The organism is Acinetobacter sp. YH12069 (assembly GCF_013419675.1).
GTDB lineage: Bacteria > Pseudomonadota > Gammaproteobacteria > Pseudomonadales > Moraxellaceae > Acinetobacter > Acinetobacter amyesii.
On sequence record NZ_VOZS01000003.1, the window covers coordinates 44,182 to 60,211 of the forward strand.

Here is a 16,030-nt window from a genome sequence, read left to right on the forward strand (position 1 = left end):
TATATGAATAGCGTCGTTACAACAGAAAAGAATTCCTTAGATCAGGATAAGTCCGTGAATCCAGAACAAACACAATTTACCTCTGCTCAGGACAGCCAAAAACAAACCAATACTGCGTTTGTGTCACAGTTTGATACGCAATCTAGTGCGAAAAAAGATGCGAAATCGACCAATGTGAAAATCAGTACCAATGATGTGCATGTGTACTATGGCGAATCTGAAGCGATCAAAGGCATAGATCTGAACATTTATGAAAATGAAGTGATTGCCTTTATTGGTCCGTCTGGTTGTGGTAAGTCAACTTTCCTACGTACGCTCAACCGTATGAATGACACGATTGATTCTTGTCGTGTGACAGGGCAAGTGCTTATGGATAATCAAGATATCTATGATCCAAATCTCGATGTGGTGTTACTGCGTGCCCAAGTGGGTATGGTTTTCCAAAAGCCGAACCCATTCCCAAAGTCTATTTTTGACAATGTCGCTTATGGTCCAAAATTGCATGGTTTGGCACGTGACAAATACGACATGGAAGAAATTGTTGAAAATAGTCTGCGTAAAGCAGGCCTTTGGGATGAAGTGAAAGACCGTTTGAACCAACCGGGTACAGGACTTTCAGGTGGTCAGCAGCAACGTCTATGTATTGCGCGAACCATTGCTGTCAGTCCTGAAGTGATTTTAATGGATGAACCTTGTTCAGCACTCGATCCAATTGCAACAGCAAAAGTAGAAGAGCTCATCACTGAACTTTCAGCGCAATATACCATTGCGATTGTGACACACTCGATGCAACAAGCAGCGCGTGTTTCTGACCGTACCGCATATTTCCATTTGGGTGATTTAATTGAAGTGAATTCCACTGAAAAAGTCTTTACCCAACCGGATCATCAGCTTACAGAAGCCTATATTACCGGTCGTTTTGGTTAATCTAGACTGTTTAAAAATAGAGCCGAAAGGCTCTTTTTTTATGAAGTCAATAATTAGGTCAAAAAGTCTTGATAAAAATAAAATGCTCAATTTGGCTCAATGAGAATTATTTTCAAAAAATAGATTGAATTTTTGTGATGCAACCCACATGTTATACAACATAAATATGAATTAAATGAGTTTCAATTTTATGCTATTTCATAATCCCAAGTTGCCTGCGGAAATTCGTGTAAGCCATTTAAATGCACGTATTAATGAACAACGAAAAAAAATTGCGCAAACGACTGCATCTAAACTTGAGCTGCTGCAACTAAGCCAACAATTATCAAAAGAAGCGCGCGCACGTAAAAAGAATAACCAAAAAATTTATGTAATCGATTTTAATGGTGATACCGCTGCATCTGCGGTAACGAGTCTACGTGAAGAAATTACCCTGATCTTAGCGACAGCAAAAGCAGGACGTGACCGCGTGGTTTTACGTTTAGAAAGTCCAGGCGGGATGGTGCATGGCTATGGTCTGGCCGCTGCACAATTGGTACGTTTACGTGATGCTGGATTTAACTTAACCATTTGCGTGGATAAAGTTGCTGCAAGCGGTGGCTATATGATGGCCTGCATTGCAAATGAGATCGTTTCAGCACCATTTGCCGTGGTGGGTTCGATTGGTGTAGTTGCACAAGTGCCGAACTTTAACCGTTTATTGAAAGAAAAACATATCGATTTTGAACTGTATACCGCGGGTCAGTTCAAACGTACCGTAACTATGTTTGGTGAAAATACTGCTGAAGGTAAAGCCAAATTTGAAGAAGAGTTACAGCAAACCCATAACTTGTTTAAACACTTTGTTGAAAAATACCGTCCTCAGCTCAATGTCGATAAAGTTGCCACAGGTGAGCATTGGTATGGTCAAGATGCAATGGATCTCAATTTGGTCGATAAACTCCAAACGTCAGATGAATATCTATTAAGTCTTATGCCACAACATGATGTATATATGATTGAAACCCGCAAAAAACCAACACTGGGTGAGAAGTTAGGCTTACAAGCAGCACAAATTGCGGATTCATTGGTTCCTGCTGTCATGTCAAAAGTGATGGAATCATTGAGCAAAGCTAATGCAAATATCGTTCAATTAAAAGATCTAAAATTTTAAAATCTTTATGCTTATAAAGTATTTAAAGCTCACTTCGGTGAGCTTTTTTTATGCTAAACGATGCTGTTGTGATAGATTGCGTTGCGTACATAGATATTGATGATAATGATGTCTAATTTTCTGTTTATTTTAGGTGGTGTCATTTGCCTAATGGTTTGGCCTTGGCTATATTTGCTGCATTTTCAAAGTGTGAAAAAATCTGTGCTGAAACAGTATGCTGCGCTGTTTGGCCCAGCAGCAACACTGTTGGCAGGCTATATTTATTGTTCATCACTACAGGTAGATGTTCGCTCTGAAGCCTGCGGCACTGTTGTGGCCTATCAGAGTTATATGAGTAGCGGAAATATAAATAAAAGACAGCCTTTTGAGCGGGTTGAAATTTTAGTGAATCATACAAAATATACACGGCATTTTCGTATAGATGATGATCTACAAAAAATGCCAGCGGGAGCAAAAGCGTGCTTTCAGTATTATGACCGAAAATTGAATCCGCAAATGTCAGATTCAATCTTAATTCAATGGACTGCTTAAATATTTAACTGATGTTACGCAGTAACACCAGAAGTGCAATTTGATTCAAATAAAACAACGATACGCGGTAACGTCATCCGCAAGTGTTTGAGACAGGGCTGCTTCTAATCAAAAATGTTTTTGCGATACTTTGAATACGTAGACGCGAGCGAACGAGTTTTGCGGTGAGGAGCATTGCTCCGCAAGATGGTTTCCTTGCGAAGCTTCGCTTCTCATTTTGCCGAATGAGAAACATCGTTTCGTAAAAGTACCTCCAGCCGAAGGCTAATCCCGTTATTCAATTCCTAGATGTAAGACTCCGTCGAATAGACTTAAAAATCATTTTTAAAATGAGAAATTACTTCTAGGTGCGTAACATCAGTATTTAAGATAAAAAATATTCAGGCTTTTGTTTAGCGTTATTCAACAAATTTGATGTCATTAAACAAATACCACCAGTGATCATCGCACCAAGTGTTGCAAGTAGCATATCTTTATGTGCATCCCAAATATCACCTTGTTGCCCATTATAATTTTCAGCTTCTTCTGGTGATAAGCCAATGGCAATCAGCCATTCGATCCATTCATAAAATAAACTGGTCGCCATGACGAATTGTATAACCAATAAAAAGAGTGTTCCGGCTTTTAACTGCGGTAGCCAGATTTGAAATATGCGATAAAAGAACGGGTAGAGCAGCAAACCATAGGCAAGATGTACAAGCCGATCATACATGTTCCGACTCCATCCCATGCTTTGATCAAGGTTGAAACCGAAGAGAGCTTGTGTCCATTCAGAATAAGGTACATAAGAATATAAATAATGGGCACCGATGACATGAATCAGTAAAAAGCCAAGATACAGACAAACTGTTCTGAAAGTTAGTCCTATTTTATAGAGGAAAACGAGCAGCACGATCAGCATAAACGCTGTGCCGATTTGATGGAGGATATATGCTTCCATTTCTAAAGGTTGGATACTGGCGATCACAATGGCAAGAGTTAATAACGCAAAAGCTAAGATGTGCTTAAGTTTTAATTTGAAATCAATCATGAAAAGGCAAAGCTCAAATTTTTTATCGGTGTGCAATGTTTATAATTCGCGGCAAGTATAGCCATAATGCGATGAAAAGTGATAGTTAGACGGCGCTAGAATTTGTGCATTATTTTTTCAAATGTCATCAGCTAACAACTAGGGATAAGTATTTTCAAAAAGATTGTATTAAACTCAGATGTATATCGAAGTTTATGTATTTGGAAGTAACTATGGCCGTTGTTGAGGCATTTATTGCGACTCAAAATTGTTATTTTAACTATGAGTTTGAAGAACTTAATTTAACAGATGATTTTCCAGAAGAGCTCTCTGTATCTTTGCGCGGCATGATGTTTCGCCATGAAATTCAGTATCCCAATGCCACATATTATGTTTATTACTCAGATGTTTTAACAGGCTGTGAATTACAACGGATGAAAGATGATTGGGCGAAATATTGCCCTGCAGAATAAAATTACGTCTAAATTTTCTATCTCCTTGCGGAGCATGCTCTTCATCCCAAAGGGAGTAGGAGTATATAGGTGGAAATAAAAAACGAGGCATGAAGCCTCGTTTTTTTGATCTATTTAAAATTAGATTTTAGAAATCAGATCTTTGAAATTAATTCAGCAATTTGTTTTGCTTGAGTTGATGCATTACCTGTATATGTTGCAGGTGTCATTTCAGCAAGACGTGCACGGTCAGCAGCTGGAACAGCTTCTAACTCGTTACCATTTACGAAATCAACCATTATTTCGCGAGTCATTGCTTGACCACGAGTTAGGGCTTTAAGTTTTTCGTAAGGTTTTTCAACTGCATAACGACGCATTACAGTTTGAATTGGTTCAGCAAGAACTTCTTGAGCATGGTCAAGGTCTTCTAGAATACGTTGAGCATTCAACTCAAGTTTGCCAATACCTTTAGAGCAAGCTTCAAATGCAATCAAGCTTTGTGCAAAACCAACACCCATGTTACGAAGCACAGTTGAGTCAGTTAAGTCACGCTGCCAACGAGATACAGGAAGTTTTTCACCAAGGTGAGCCAATACCGCATTCGCAATACCCAAGTTACCTTCAGAGTTTTCGAAGTCAATTGGGTTAACTTTATGTGGCATTGTTGAAGAACCAACTTCGCCTTCTTTCAAACGTTGTTTGAAGAAACCAAGTGAGATGTATCCCCAAACGTCACGGTTAAAGTCGATTAAGATTGTGTTGAAACGACGTAGCGCATCAAAAAGTTCCGCCATGTAGTCATGCGGTTCAATCTGAGTCGTGTACGGGTTGAAGGTTAAACCTAAAGACTCTACAAAAGCTTGAGAATGAGCAGGCCAGTTAATTTCAGGGTAAGCAGAGTAGTGCGCGTTGTAGTTACCTACAGCACCGTTAATTTTACCTAGAAGTTCAACTTGTTTGAATTGCTTGATTTGACGCGCTAAACGGTAAGCTACGTTCGCCATTTCTTTACCCAAAGTTGTTGGGCTAGCAGTTTGACCGTGTGTACGAGACAACATTGGTTGTTCAGCATGTTTTTCAGCCAAAGCAACGATTGAATCGATGATTTGTTGCATCGCAGCAACTAAAACTTCACGGCCATTTTTAAGCATTAAAGCATGAGACAAGTTGTTGATGTCTTCAGAGGTACATGCAAAGTGAATGAATTCGCCTGCATTTTTAAGCTCATCGATATGTGCGATTTGCTCTTTTAAGAAGTACTCAACTGCTTTTACGTCATGGTTAGTTGTACGTTCAATTTCTTTAATGCGGTTAGCATTATCTTCAGAGAAGTTCGCAACAATTGCATCAAGCGCAGCGTTGGTTTCAGCACTGAACGCTGGAACTTCAGTGATTTCAGGACGGTTTGCAAGCGCTTGTAACCAACGCACTTCAACAGTCACACGAGCATGGATTAAACCAAACTCAGAGAGGAAGGGACGTAGAGCATCACATTTGCTTGCGTAACGTCCATCTAATGGAGAAAGTGCGGTTAAAGCGTTCATAGCGATTCCTTAAATTTTGGAATTAAACGTAAAACAAAAAGCCCGTACTGCATCAGTTAAACCACCTGATACTGTAAACGGGCAAGATCTTGAATATCTTGGAGCAGCTTACGCTTGCTGAAAATCATACCCCACGAGCTACCGCCGAGCTGACGCCACAAGTGAGCCATTTGTAAGCCTGTGAATAATGTCGCGCGAATGCGATTGGTATGTGCTGTATCTTTAAATGCTTCAGCGTTGCCTCGAACCATAATGCGAGGATTGATCGAACCCGCAGTTTCAATATAGGTTTGGGCAAGGTTTGCAATGATACTTGGATGTAAATAATTATTATCGAAAAATGAAAGCTGTCTTAGGATTTTTTGTTGGGATTGTTCAATAATTTCAACGAACTTCGGATTGCTATACACTTTCTTTTCTAATTGCAATAAAGTCATTGCATAGGTCATGGGTAGCTTGGTATTGGCAAGTTTAGGCAGTCTAGATTTGGGAGATGTATTGAAGGGTTGAGTAATGCTACTTTCTAAGGTCTTTAAACCCAGTGAAATATCCGCCAAACTACTAAAAAAATCGAGCGTCTGACTAGACTGATTCGACTTGGGACGGATATTTAAACTGGCTTTAATGAGATGTTCAAAATAAAAGTTACCGCTTTCCCCGATACTCTGTTGCCCAGTCAATGCAGTCATGTGGGTCAACTGTGTTGCTTGAAATACAGCAGCTAACGCCAATGCACGATTTTGGCGAGTATTCAGAGTCTGAGGCTGTTGAAACGGTAACTCTGTCATCCGAAACAATCCTTATACAATAAAATCCGGTTTAGGCGCATTGGTATGATGAATCACACCGCCACCTAAACAAACTTCACCGGTGTAGAACACCACACTTTGACCCGGTGTAACAGCACGTTGTGGCTCATCGAATTCGACACGCACACCATTTGGCGCTGTAGAGTCTTTAAATAATGTACAGTCTTGGTCAGGCTGACGATAACGAGTTTTCGCTGTGCAGCGGAAACCTGATTCAGGAATCTCATGTTCACCAGCCACCCAATCAATCGCTTCAGACCATAAAATGGTGCTTTGCATGAGTGGATGTTCATGACCTTGACCAACGACTAGGCGATTACCTTCGATATCTTTATGCAGTACAAACCAAGCGCCTTCTTCAGCACCTTTTAGACCACCAAGACCGATGCCACCACGTTGGCCGAGCGTATAGTACATTAAGCCGTGATGTTCACCAACCTCTTTACCCGTGTCTAAGACGATTTTTCCGGGTTGAGCAGGTAAATATTGCTTTAAGAAGTCATTAAATCGACGTTCGCCAATAAAGCAGATTCCTGTTGAATCTTTTTTCTTCGCGGTGATTAGACCTAATTCTTCAGCGATTTTACGTACTTGTGGTTTTTCAATTTCACCCACAGGGAACAAGGTCTTGTTAATTTCACGACCATGCACTGCATGTAGGAAATAGGTTTGGTCTTTATTGTTGTCTAGGCCACGCAGTAGAGGGGCATACTCTTCACCACGTGAATTTTTTAGTGTTTCACCACGGCGGCAATAATGGCCTGTCGCAATGAAGTCAGCACCTAAGTTCACAGCATGGTCTAGAAATGCACGGAATTTAATTTCTTTATTGCAGAGAATATCTGGATTTGGTGTACGACCAGCAGCATATTCTTCTAAGAAATGCTCAAAGACACGGTCCCAATATTCCATCGCGAAGTTTGCAGTATGAAGTTTGATACCAATTTTGTCACAAACGGCTTGAGCATCGGCAAGATCTTCCATTGCCGTACAGTATTCCGTGCCGTCATCTTCTTCCCAGTTTTTCATGAAAAGACCTTCAACTTGATAACCTTGTTGAAGTAAAAGTGCTGCAGATACAGAAGAATCTACACCACCAGACATACCGACGATGACACGTTGTTGCATAGGATTAAGCATCCAAATTTGAAATTAAGGGAGAATTTTGGTGCTCGTAAATGAGCGATAAAGGAAATTTTTGACCTGAAAGAGCATCTTGCACAGCTTTGATGACTAATGGACTACGCGCACGGGCAGACTCAATGAGTTCATCAAGCGTCATCCATACTGCACCGACAATACCTGTGTCTAATTGTGCATCGGCATGGTGCTGAATGTCTTTAGCTAAGAAACAGAAACGGAAATAAGTACGATCAGGGAACATCGGAGGAGTATAAGTATACATGCCTAGGAGGTTCGTGATTTCTACATCGTGACCTGTTTCTTCCATGGTTTCTCGAATGGCTGCTTCAATAATGGTTTCGCCAGCTTCGACATGACCTGCAGGTTGATTAAATACAGTATGGGTCACACCTTCTGTATGTTCTTCAACAAATAGGAATTTTCCGTCTTTTTCAACGACTGTCGCAACAGTGACGTGAGCAGTCCAAGCGGTCATAGAAAAGCACCATGGGGTAAAAACGCTATTCTACAAAATTTAGGGAGCGGTGGCTATGATTGATTTTTTTCTTAATTTCTTTTGTTTATAGTAAGAAAAATTGTTAAATAAATAAAAGTGTATTGTTTTATTAGTTAGTGAAATTATAGTTTTAGCTCAGTACTAACCGAATTGTTAGAGATTTAACATTACTGCTTTTCAAAACTACTTGCTTAATAAAGTAGTAATGTTAAATATTTAATTTTTTATTCAATGAAGGGAATTTTACTCTCTCGAGGCAAATCTGGGAATAATGTGTAAATCATATCAGGATTCTTTTGCAGACCCGCACCATCAATGTATTTCCATTCCTTACTTTCAATTGGACGTACTGCAAGCATGAAGGACAGATCACCTGTCATTTTGCGGCCATTCATAGAAATCGTGACTTGTTTGGGTACTGCACAAAACTCATTTCTGCCAATGATATAACTTTGTTTAGGAGCATATGTTTCAACTTGAGAGACATATATTTTATTTTGTTTAAAGGAGTTTGCAGCAAGTTCTAATATTGCATTATATTTATCTTTACCGCCTGCATAATTGATTATAGATGATTCTGTTTTTTCGGCGATTAATGCATAGTTACCCTTATTCAAGGCTGTGCCGATATCTTTAATTTCTTTGGCAATGATTTTTTCATAATCATCTTTACACTGCGTTGAATTCGCAAAAGCAGTTGCAGAGCTTGAAATTACGCCTGCAAAAAATATTCTAGTAATGAATAAAGTATAAGATTTAATCGACATTAAAGAGTTACTCTGTATTTGAATTTGTCTGTCAATGAAACGTTGAGACATAAGCTGGAACTGTTAAAACTAAAAACGAATGCGTATATTATTTATTTTGATCAAGATAATTATTCGACACCTTCACATAATTCTGTGCTGAATAAGGCAAGAACGCTTTTTCTTTATCGGTCAGTGGTCGAACTTTCTTAACAGGACTACCGACATATAAATAACCACTTTCAAGAACTTTATTGGGTGGAACAAGCGAACCCGCGCCAATCATCACATCATCTTCAACAATTACATCATCTAAAATAATCGTACCTATACCGACTAAAACACGATTACCAATGGTACAACCATGTAATTTCACGTGATGACCAATCGTCACATCTTCACCAATAATCAGTGGAGAACCTTCAGGCTTATCGGCTTTTTTATGACTCACATGCAACATTGAGTGATCTTGCACATTAGAATTTTTACCAATACGAATGTGGTTTACATCACCACGAATCACAGCAAATGGCCATACCGAGACATTTTCAGCCAATACAACATCGCCAATCACCATGGACATTTCATCAATATAACAAGTGTCATGAATACGTGGGGATGTGTCTAAATAAGGGCGGATGTTTTGGCTCATAGGTAAGTCATCTACAGGTTTTTAGGCAGTATAAAATAAAAAAGCACCTAGACCGAAATCTAGATGCCTTCACTTTAGTCTTAATATCAAGTTTTCATCAAATTTAGAATAAGTTGCTAAAGAATTGTTTGATGTGATCAATCATTTTTGCAAAGAAACCAGCTTCTTCGACATTTTGTAGAGCGACAAGTGGTTTTTCAGCAATGACTTTGCCATTAAGCGTTGCAACGTATTTACCAACCACTTGACCTTGTTTTAAAGGAGCAGTCAATTTAGGTTGAACAACCAATTGAGTTTTAATGGCGTTCGCTTCGCCTTTAGGCATTGTCACGTTAAAGTTTTCAGCTAGGCCAACTTGAACTTCATTGTCTTTACCGTACCAAACTTTTGCTTTTGCAAGTACTTGTTTAGCAGGTTGAACTTTAACAGTTTCAAAGTTTGCATAACCCCAAGCTAAAATTTCACGTGTTTGTGATGCACGCTCGTTCATGCTTGGCGCACCAAAGATCACTGAAATTAAACGTAAAGGACCACGTTTAGCTGAAGTCGTTAAGCAGTAGCCAGCTTCTTCAGTATGACCAGTTTTTAAACCATCTACACTTGGGTCAGTATAAAGCAGGGCATTACGGTTGCCTTGCTTAATGCCATTGAACGTAAATTCTTTTTCAGAGTAGATCGGATAGTATTTTGAACTGTCATGAATGATATGTTGCGCAAGAGTCGCCATATCTTTGGCAGTCGAGAAATGTCCTTCAGCTGGCATACCTGTCGCATTGATGAATTGAGTATTCACCATGCCAATACGTTTCGCTTCTTGGTTCATCATGTGGGCAAAGGTGCCTTCATTGCCAGCAATATGTTCTGCCATAGCTTTAGAAGCATCGTTACCCGACTGAATGATAATGCCACGTAACATTTCTAATGCAGTTGCAGTACCGTTGAGCGGAACGTACATACATGACTCAGTGCTGCTGCCGCGACACCAAGCCGACTCATTCATACGTACTTTTTCATTTTCAGTTAGTTCACCGCTTAATAACTTTTGCTCAATGATGTAACTGGTCATCATTTTTGTCATTGAAGCAGGAGCTAATTTTTCGTTTTCATTTTTAGAAGCAAGGATTTGCCCTGTCTCATAGTCCATCAGCACATAAGATTTATTATTTAATTCAGGTGGTGCAGAAAGGACAGTTGCCGCGAATGAAAAACTAGGTGCAAGTAGTAATGCGGCAAGGGCGGTTTTTCGGGTCATTCTGGGTGGTTCCAATAACTTAGGTATAAGCACAAAGAGCCTAGCATTTTAGGACAAAGCTAGGCGGACTGCTATGGGGTGCAAGCGCTTATTTTAAAAGTATTGTAACCAATTGGTATTATTTGCTGTAAGCAGTCAATTCTTTGCAAATCGCACCATTTTTCTTATCGCCAGCTTTCTTCGCATCAGACTGCGCTTCTTTTAAAGCGTCTTTAAAACTTTTTTGTTTGCTGAGTTGCTGTAAAGCATTTACTGGGTTCTTTTCATTCGGCATATATTCTTTAGCTAATTTTGCATAACCCGCTTCAAACTTTGGTTGATCTTTGTCATTCACCAATTTTGGGCAGACTTCAGATAGTACATAGATAGCTGCAAGTTCTTGAGTAGTTACTTGAGGTGTAGGGGTAACTTCAATTTTTTCATCTGCGGCATGTGCAGACAAGGTAGTGAAAGCAAAAGCAGAAAGGCTAAGGGCACAAAGAGATTTTACAAAAGAGTTTTTCATTTAAATAACCTGTTAAATAACCTAAAAGATATCAAATAGCTAAAATTTATTAGCCAAGCTTAATCATATTTTGGGTAGAGATCAGTAGAAAATTGTATTGAAGCTGTTTAGAAATCAATACATTGTGAAAGAAAAAAGGATGAGGCTATAAAGCGTCATCCTTTTTTGGCAGGTTTGATGCAATTAGGACTAACCTATTGAGAGGGCGTCCAAATCTGAATGATCAATTAACCTTCATAATTTAAAACGTCATCACAAACTGATTTTTGTTCAGCTTTATCAGTTTCTTTAGCAGCTTGACGTGCTTCTTCAAGAACTGATTTATATTCGCTGTCAGACTGTAGTTTTTCTAAAGTCATTGATTTATCAGAATAATCAGCAAGATATGTTTTAGTGAGTGCTTGAATGTTGGCATCAAATTTTGCATTTTGACCAATAATCGCAGGGCATACTTCTAACATGACTTGTGCAGATGCAATGTCTTCTTTTACGATGGTATTGGCTTCTTCTTGAGTGAAGTCATTGTCTGCGACCACAGTTTGAGTCATGCAAGCTGCTAGAGCAAAGCCCAATAAACCACGAAGTGCTACGGTTTTATTCATTTTGTACACACACATTTATGCTGGATGTTGAAATGTAAATATATATAATTATTCATATATTTCAATAAAATGTTCTTGCGAGTCATTTTTAATTTTTTAGTAATGGAAATTTAGTTGTGAATATATTAATTGCCAATGATGATGGCGTTTTTGCTCCCGGTATCCAAGCTTTAGCACATGCATTGCGTCCTCTCGGTCGTGTGGTGATTGTTGCACCTGAAAGTGAACGCAGTGGTTTTTCAAGTGCACTGACTTTAGATCGACCATTACGACCTGTCGAAATTGCACCAAATATGTGGGCGGTAAATGGCACACCTGCGGACTGTGTGTATTTATCAATGAATGGCTTGTTCGATTTTGAATTTGATTTGGTGGTGAGTGGGATCAATAGCGGCGCAAATCTGGGTGATGATGTGCTGTATTCAGGGACGGTCGGTGCCGCATTTGAAGGTCGTCTAATGAAACAACCTGCGCTAGCCGTGTCTTTGGCTGGGCCGAATGTGCGTAGTTATAACAACCCTGAAGATTATGCCGTAGCTGCACAATGGGTGCATGACTTTATTGCCAATGGCTTACCTGCGCTACCTGCACGACATATTTTTAATATCAATATTCCAGATGTCGCTGAACTTCAAGGCACTAAAGTGACCTATCAAGGGCGACGTTTACAGTCCAAACCGATTACCAGTCATGTAGACCCGCGTGGTCGTCAAGTCTATTGGATTGGCTTGGCAGGTGAGGCTGTGGCAGAGCCTAAAAAAGGCTTAACCGATATCGAGTCAGATTTCTTTGCCGTGGCAAATGGTTATGTCAGTGTAACGCCTATACAAATGGATGCTACAAACTATGAGATTTTGAATAACTTGCACTCAGAGTTATCTAAATCTTAAGTATTAATGTTATAACTTTGTGAAAATGGTTATGCCGCAACTTTTTTAGAGTGGATTTTTGCTAATCTTAGCCCATTCATAATGACTATATTTGAATTATTAGTGAGGAAGATGATGTCCCTGGTGTCACAATATCGCGTTATTGCCGCTCCTGCAGCATTATTTAAGACCCTTGTTTTATCTGCTGCGGTTGTTGCGACTTTGGTCATGACTGGCTGTGCGTCAAAACCACAAATTAATAATGCGACCCGTTATGCGACTGCTCCGGATTATTATACAGTTCGTTCGGGAGATACTTTAAGTGGCATTGCCGCTCGCTATGGTTTGAGCTATGTCAGCATTGCAGAAATGAACGATATTGCGCAGCCTTATCGCATCTATGTTGGACAATCCATTCGCCTTAAAAATAGTGGCTCTCGTCGTACGACGTCTACACAAGCCATGACTCAAGCGGCACCAATTCAACGCCAAACGATTGCAATGCCAACGCAAACAGCGCCTGTGACTCAAGCTTCAACCACACCATCGACAGTGACGCGAACTACAGTTCCAACGCCTGTGGTCAGTTCTTCAAGTTTACGTTGGGTGAGTCCAGTATCGCGTCCTACGGTATTACAAGGCTATAACTTAGCATCGAATGTGAAAGGAACACGTTACGCAGGTAATACAGGTGATCCTATTTTTGCAGCAGCTGATGGTCAAGTGGTCTATGCCGCCGATGGTCTTAAAGAGTACGGCAATTTAATTTTGGTGAAGCATATTAATGGCTATATCACCGCATATGCACATAACAGTAAAATGAATGTCAAAAGTGGTGATACTGTGAAAGCAGGGCAGCAAATTGGTGAGATGGGTTCATCGGGTACAAACCGTACGATGCTTGAGTTTCAGGTGCGTTTAGATGGTAAACCAATCAATCCAACTGCAGTTTTACCAAATAATTAAATATATAATGCAAAAGCAAAATATCCCCGTATAATACAATGAGTTGCTTTTATCGAAAGATGAAGCTTCTCATAAGTTTATGAGGGAAATTTATGTTAGATCAACTTCGAGCAATGGGTGTCTTTGCTTGCGTTGTGGAAAAAAATTCGTTTAGCGGTGCTGCTCGTGAGTTAGGTATTACCACGAGTGCCGTGAGTCAGCAAATCCGCTCACTAGAGCAGGATATGGAAGTCATTCTTTTACATCGTTCAACACGTAAGTTGAGTTTGACAGAAGCTGGACAAGCTTTTTTTCATAGTTGCCAAGAGATGCTATCTGCCGCAGAGCGCGGCAAAATTCGTATCAATGAACTTCGTGACGACTTAGTCGGTGAATTACGTATTGCATCAACACCAGAACTTTGTGCGAATCATGTGATTCCTGCATTGTCACATTGGATGTCGGCACATCGTGGTTTATCAGTTCATTTAGAAGCAGATAATCAATATATTGACTTAATTGATGGACGCATTGATATTGCGCTACGCATGAGTTCAAAAATTGATGATCAACAGTTTCATGTCGTGCCATTGGCGCATGTTGAACAAGTTCTCGTTGCTGCACCAAGCTATATCAACCAAACCAGTTTAATTACACGACCAGAAGATTTACAAAATCATGATATGGTTCAAATAAATTTGGTTAAAAACTTTCAGCATTTTGCATTTGAAAATGCAGTGACGAAAGAGCATGTTGCATTGGATGTGCATTCCCGATTTACAACAAATAATGTATTTGCTGCAAAAGCAATGTGCCAACAAGGACATGGCATTGCAAGAATATTATATCTAGATACGCAAAAAGACTTATTAAACGGTTCTCTTGTTGAAGTTTTACCAGAATGGCGCTTACCATCATTCACTCTATATGCTGTGATGTCTAAACGTGATCAACAGCCTACCAAGATTCATCGTTGCCTAGATGCATTAAAATTGTATTTCAGTCAATTACCAGGCGGACGTGTATACCAAGAAGCCTCATAAAAACAAAAAAGGTTTAAAAAGATATAAAAAAAAGCCGCAATCAGCGGCTTTTTTTACTTTCGGCACAAATTACGCTAGAAAGTTTTTCACCATTTTAACAATGCGTTCAATCAAGATATCCGCTTGTTCTTTATTGATGTTTAGCGTAGGTAATAAACGAATCACAGAACCTGCTGTTACGTTAATAATCAAGTGATGCTCATCACGTGCAATATTCACAAGTTCACCACATGCTTTTGGTAATTCAATGCCGACCATTAAACCAAAACCACGAACAGTTACGTTTTGATCGGCAAGTTGCTCTGTGAATTGCTCAACAAGGTACGCACCCATATTTGCAGCATTTTCAACAAGGTTTTCTTTTTGAATGGTATCAATCACGGTATAAACCACACGTGAACCTAATGCTGTACCGCTATAAGTTGAACCGTGGTTACCCGCTGTTAAAACGCCAACACCACGACCTTGAGTCATGACTGCGCCGATAGGGAAGCCATTACCTAGACCTTTTGCTGTAGTTAGCACGTCAGGAATAATATTGGTGTGTTGATATGCAAAGTATTTACCAGTACGGCCGTTACCTGTTTGCACTTCATCAAGCATCATTAACCAGTTGTGTTGGTTACAGATACGACGAATATCTTCTAAATAGCTAAAACCTTGAGGAGCAGTGTTGACGCCACCTTCGCCTTGGATCGGCTCAACCAAAATCGCTACGATGTCTGGGTGGTGAATTGCAGCTTCTTCAATTGCTTCAATATCACCGAAAGGCACACGAATGAAACCTTCAACCAGTGGGCCAAAACCTTCCTGAACTTTTTTGTTACCTGTTGCAGATAATGTCGCCATGGTACGACCATGGAATGAATGATCAGCAACAATAATTTTAGGGCTTGCAACACCTTGCATATGACCAAATTTACGTGCAATTTTGATTGCACCTTCATTTGATTCTGCACCACTATTTGAGAAGAAAACTTCTTCCATACCCGCAACTTCAGCTAATTTTTGCGCAGCAGCCGTTTGCCAAGGCACTTCAAATAAGTTACTGGTATGAATGAGGGTCGCTGCCTGTTCAGCAATTGCAGCTGTAATTGAAGGATGTGAGTGACCTAAACCACAAACAGCGATCCCTGTCAGTGCGTCTAAGTATTCTGTGCCATCTGCGGTATATAGGTGAGCACCTTGACCTCGGACAAAGCTGATCGGTTGGCGGCCAAATACTGGCATCAAGTGCGATGGTTGATCAGTTTGTACTGGGGCAAGGGTAATGTTATTCATGACTAACTCTAATTTGTCAGGTGATTGAAATAATATAGAGGAGACGCCATATATATATGAGCATCAAGAGG

18 protein-coding genes are annotated in these 16,030 nt (G+C 39.9%); 7 read left to right on the plus strand and 11 right to left on the minus strand.

The features are described 5' to 3' along the window. Positions 1 to 3: 3 nt before the first annotated feature. The 3 genes from pstB to FTU16_RS01860 all read left to right on the plus strand — a co-directional run bounded on the left by pstB (position 4) and on the right by FTU16_RS01860 (position 2,611). On the plus strand, positions 4 to 927 hold the full coding sequence (gene pstB / locus FTU16_RS01850) for a phosphate ABC transporter ATP-binding protein PstB (protein ID WP_218950289.1): 924 nt from the start codon (positions 4 to 6) through the stop codon (positions 925 to 927). A 190-nt stretch (positions 928 to 1,117) separates the two neighbouring features. After that, complete coding sequence (gene sohB, locus FTU16_RS01855) at positions 1,118 to 2,080, plus strand: protease SohB (protein ID WP_180009607.1); 963 nt, start codon at positions 1,118 to 1,120, stop codon at positions 2,078 to 2,080. Positions 2,081 to 2,185: 105 nt separating this feature from the next. Further along, entirely contained in the window at positions 2,186 to 2,611 is a 426-nt protein-coding gene (locus tag FTU16_RS01860; RefSeq protein ID WP_252725857.1) for a hypothetical protein, read from the plus strand. A 364-nt stretch (positions 2,612 to 2,975) separates the two neighbouring features. On the opposite strand, the gene FTU16_RS01865 is transcribed toward FTU16_RS01860, so the two are convergent. Then, positions 2,976 to 3,641 (minus strand): DUF2238 domain-containing protein, encoded by a 666-nt coding sequence (locus FTU16_RS01865; RefSeq protein ID WP_180162581.1) that lies wholly within the window; start codon positions 3,639 to 3,641, stop codon positions 2,976 to 2,978. 212 nt (positions 3,642 to 3,853) lie between these two features. On the opposite strand from FTU16_RS01865, the gene FTU16_RS01870 reads away from it, so the two are divergent. After that, positions 3,854 to 4,093, plus strand: a complete 240-nt coding sequence (locus FTU16_RS01870) for a hypothetical protein (RefSeq protein WP_180060146.1) — start codon at positions 3,854 to 3,856, stop codon at positions 4,091 to 4,093. Between the two features lie 134 nt (positions 4,094 to 4,227). Here FTU16_RS01870 and purB read toward each other — a convergent pair whose 3' ends face one another. The 9 genes from purB to FTU16_RS01915 form a co-directional block, all read right to left on the minus strand. Then, on the minus strand, positions 4,228 to 5,616 hold the full coding sequence (gene purB / locus FTU16_RS01875; RefSeq protein WP_180116773.1) for an adenylosuccinate lyase: 1,389 nt from the start codon (positions 5,614 to 5,616) through the stop codon (positions 4,228 to 4,230). A 56-nt stretch (positions 5,617 to 5,672) separates the two neighbouring features. Further along, the gene (hflD, locus tag FTU16_RS01880; protein WP_218955610.1) at positions 5,673 to 6,404 is read right to left on the minus strand and encodes a high frequency lysogenization protein HflD; all 732 of its coding nucleotides are present in this window, start codon (positions 6,402 to 6,404) and stop codon (positions 5,673 to 5,675) included. A 12-nt stretch (positions 6,405 to 6,416) separates the two neighbouring features. After that, entirely contained in the window at positions 6,417 to 7,553 is a 1,137-nt protein-coding gene (gene mnmA / locus FTU16_RS01885; protein WP_180162583.1) for a tRNA 2-thiouridine(34) synthase MnmA, read from the minus strand. A 4-nt stretch (positions 7,554 to 7,557) separates the two neighbouring features. Continuing rightward, positions 7,558 to 8,043, minus strand: coding sequence for an NUDIX hydrolase (locus FTU16_RS01890; protein ID WP_078190179.1), 486 nt, complete (start codon positions 8,041 to 8,043; stop codon positions 7,558 to 7,560). Between the two features lie 245 nt (positions 8,044 to 8,288). Next, on the minus strand, positions 8,289 to 8,882 hold the full coding sequence (locus FTU16_RS01895) for a hypothetical protein (RefSeq protein ID WP_257222267.1): 594 nt from the start codon (positions 8,880 to 8,882) through the stop codon (positions 8,289 to 8,291). Between the two features lie 37 nt (positions 8,883 to 8,919). Next, the gene (locus FTU16_RS01900; RefSeq protein WP_180055102.1) at positions 8,920 to 9,462 is read right to left on the minus strand and encodes a gamma carbonic anhydrase family protein; all 543 of its coding nucleotides are present in this window, start codon (positions 9,460 to 9,462) and stop codon (positions 8,920 to 8,922) included. 103 nt (positions 9,463 to 9,565) lie between these two features. After that, positions 9,566 to 10,714, minus strand: a complete 1,149-nt coding sequence (dacC, locus tag FTU16_RS01905; RefSeq protein WP_078191838.1) for a D-alanyl-D-alanine carboxypeptidase PBP5/6 — start codon at positions 10,712 to 10,714, stop codon at positions 9,566 to 9,568. 118 nt (positions 10,715 to 10,832) lie between these two features. After that, positions 10,833 to 11,219, minus strand: a complete 387-nt coding sequence (locus tag FTU16_RS01910; protein WP_180088102.1) for an MCR_0457 family protein — start codon at positions 11,217 to 11,219, stop codon at positions 10,833 to 10,835. Between the two features lie 227 nt (positions 11,220 to 11,446). Then, complete coding sequence (locus FTU16_RS01915; protein ID WP_168377836.1) at positions 11,447 to 11,821, minus strand: MCR_0457 family protein; 375 nt, start codon at positions 11,819 to 11,821, stop codon at positions 11,447 to 11,449. Positions 11,822 to 11,937: 116 nt separating this feature from the next. Between FTU16_RS01915 and surE the strand changes: the two genes are divergently transcribed. The 3 genes from surE to FTU16_RS01930 all read left to right on the plus strand — a co-directional run bounded on the left by surE (position 11,938) and on the right by FTU16_RS01930 (position 14,678). Beyond that, positions 11,938 to 12,711, plus strand: coding sequence for a 5'/3'-nucleotidase SurE (surE, locus tag FTU16_RS01920; RefSeq protein ID WP_180063509.1), 774 nt, complete (start codon positions 11,938 to 11,940; stop codon positions 12,709 to 12,711). A 114-nt stretch (positions 12,712 to 12,825) separates the two neighbouring features. Further along, positions 12,826 to 13,656: a peptidoglycan DD-metalloendopeptidase family protein gene (locus tag FTU16_RS01925; RefSeq protein WP_180162584.1), complete on the plus strand. Its 831-nt coding sequence runs from the start codon at positions 12,826 to 12,828 to the stop codon at positions 13,654 to 13,656. 92 nt (positions 13,657 to 13,748) lie between these two features. Beyond that, entirely contained in the window at positions 13,749 to 14,678 is a 930-nt protein-coding gene (locus tag FTU16_RS01930) for a LysR family transcriptional regulator (protein WP_180063510.1), read from the plus strand. A 69-nt stretch (positions 14,679 to 14,747) separates the two neighbouring features. On the opposite strand, the gene FTU16_RS01935 is transcribed toward FTU16_RS01930, so the two are convergent. Continuing rightward, positions 14,748 to 15,959, minus strand: a complete 1,212-nt coding sequence (locus FTU16_RS01935; protein WP_180162585.1) for an aspartate aminotransferase family protein — start codon at positions 15,957 to 15,959, stop codon at positions 14,748 to 14,750. Positions 15,960 to 16,030 lie beyond the last annotated feature (71 nt).

Coding starts and splice junctions, on each gene's coding strand:
- pstB (WP_218950289.1), top strand. CDS start 4: ATGAATAGCGTCGTTACAACAGAAAAGAATTCCTTAGATCAGGATAAG.
- sohB (WP_180009607.1), top strand. CDS start 1,118: ATGCTATTTCATAATCCCAAGTTGCCTGCGGAAATTCGTGTAAGCCAT.
- FTU16_RS01860 (WP_252725857.1), top strand. CDS start 2,186: ATGATGTCTAATTTTCTGTTTATTTTAGGTGGTGTCATTTGCCTAATG.
- FTU16_RS01865 (WP_180162581.1), bottom strand. CDS start 3,641: ATGATTGATTTCAAATTAAAACTTAAGCACATCTTAGCTTTTGCGTTA.
- FTU16_RS01870 (WP_180060146.1), top strand. CDS start 3,854: ATGGCCGTTGTTGAGGCATTTATTGCGACTCAAAATTGTTATTTTAAC.
- purB (WP_180116773.1), bottom strand. CDS start 5,616: ATGAACGCTTTAACCGCACTTTCTCCATTAGATGGACGTTACGCAAGC.
- hflD (WP_218955610.1), bottom strand. CDS start 6,404: ATGACAGAGTTACCGTTTCAACAGCCTCAGACTCTGAATACTCGCCAA.
- mnmA (WP_180162583.1), bottom strand. CDS start 7,553: ATGCAACAACGTGTCATCGTCGGTATGTCTGGTGGTGTAGATTCTTCT.
- FTU16_RS01890 (WP_078190179.1), bottom strand. CDS start 8,043: ATGACCGCTTGGACTGCTCACGTCACTGTTGCGACAGTCGTTGAAAAA.
- FTU16_RS01895 (WP_257222267.1), bottom strand. CDS start 8,882: ATGTCTCAACGTTTCATTGACAGACAAATTCAAATACAGAGTAACTCT.
- FTU16_RS01900 (WP_180055102.1), bottom strand. CDS start 9,462: ATGAGCCAAAACATCCGCCCTTATTTAGACACATCCCCACGTATTCAT.
- dacC (WP_078191838.1), bottom strand. CDS start 10,714: ATGACCCGAAAAACCGCCCTTGCCGCATTACTACTTGCACCTAGTTTT.
- FTU16_RS01910 (WP_180088102.1), bottom strand. CDS start 11,219: ATGAAAAACTCTTTTGTAAAATCTCTTTGTGCCCTTAGCCTTTCTGCT.
- FTU16_RS01915 (WP_168377836.1), bottom strand. CDS start 11,821: ATGAATAAAACCGTAGCACTTCGTGGTTTATTGGGCTTTGCTCTAGCA.
- FTU16_RS01925 (WP_180162584.1), top strand. CDS start 12,826: ATGTCCCTGGTGTCACAATATCGCGTTATTGCCGCTCCTGCAGCATTA.
- FTU16_RS01930 (WP_180063510.1), top strand. CDS start 13,749: ATGTTAGATCAACTTCGAGCAATGGGTGTCTTTGCTTGCGTTGTGGAA.
- FTU16_RS01935 (WP_180162585.1), bottom strand. CDS start 15,959: ATGAATAACATTACCCTTGCCCCAGTACAAACTGATCAACCATCGCAC.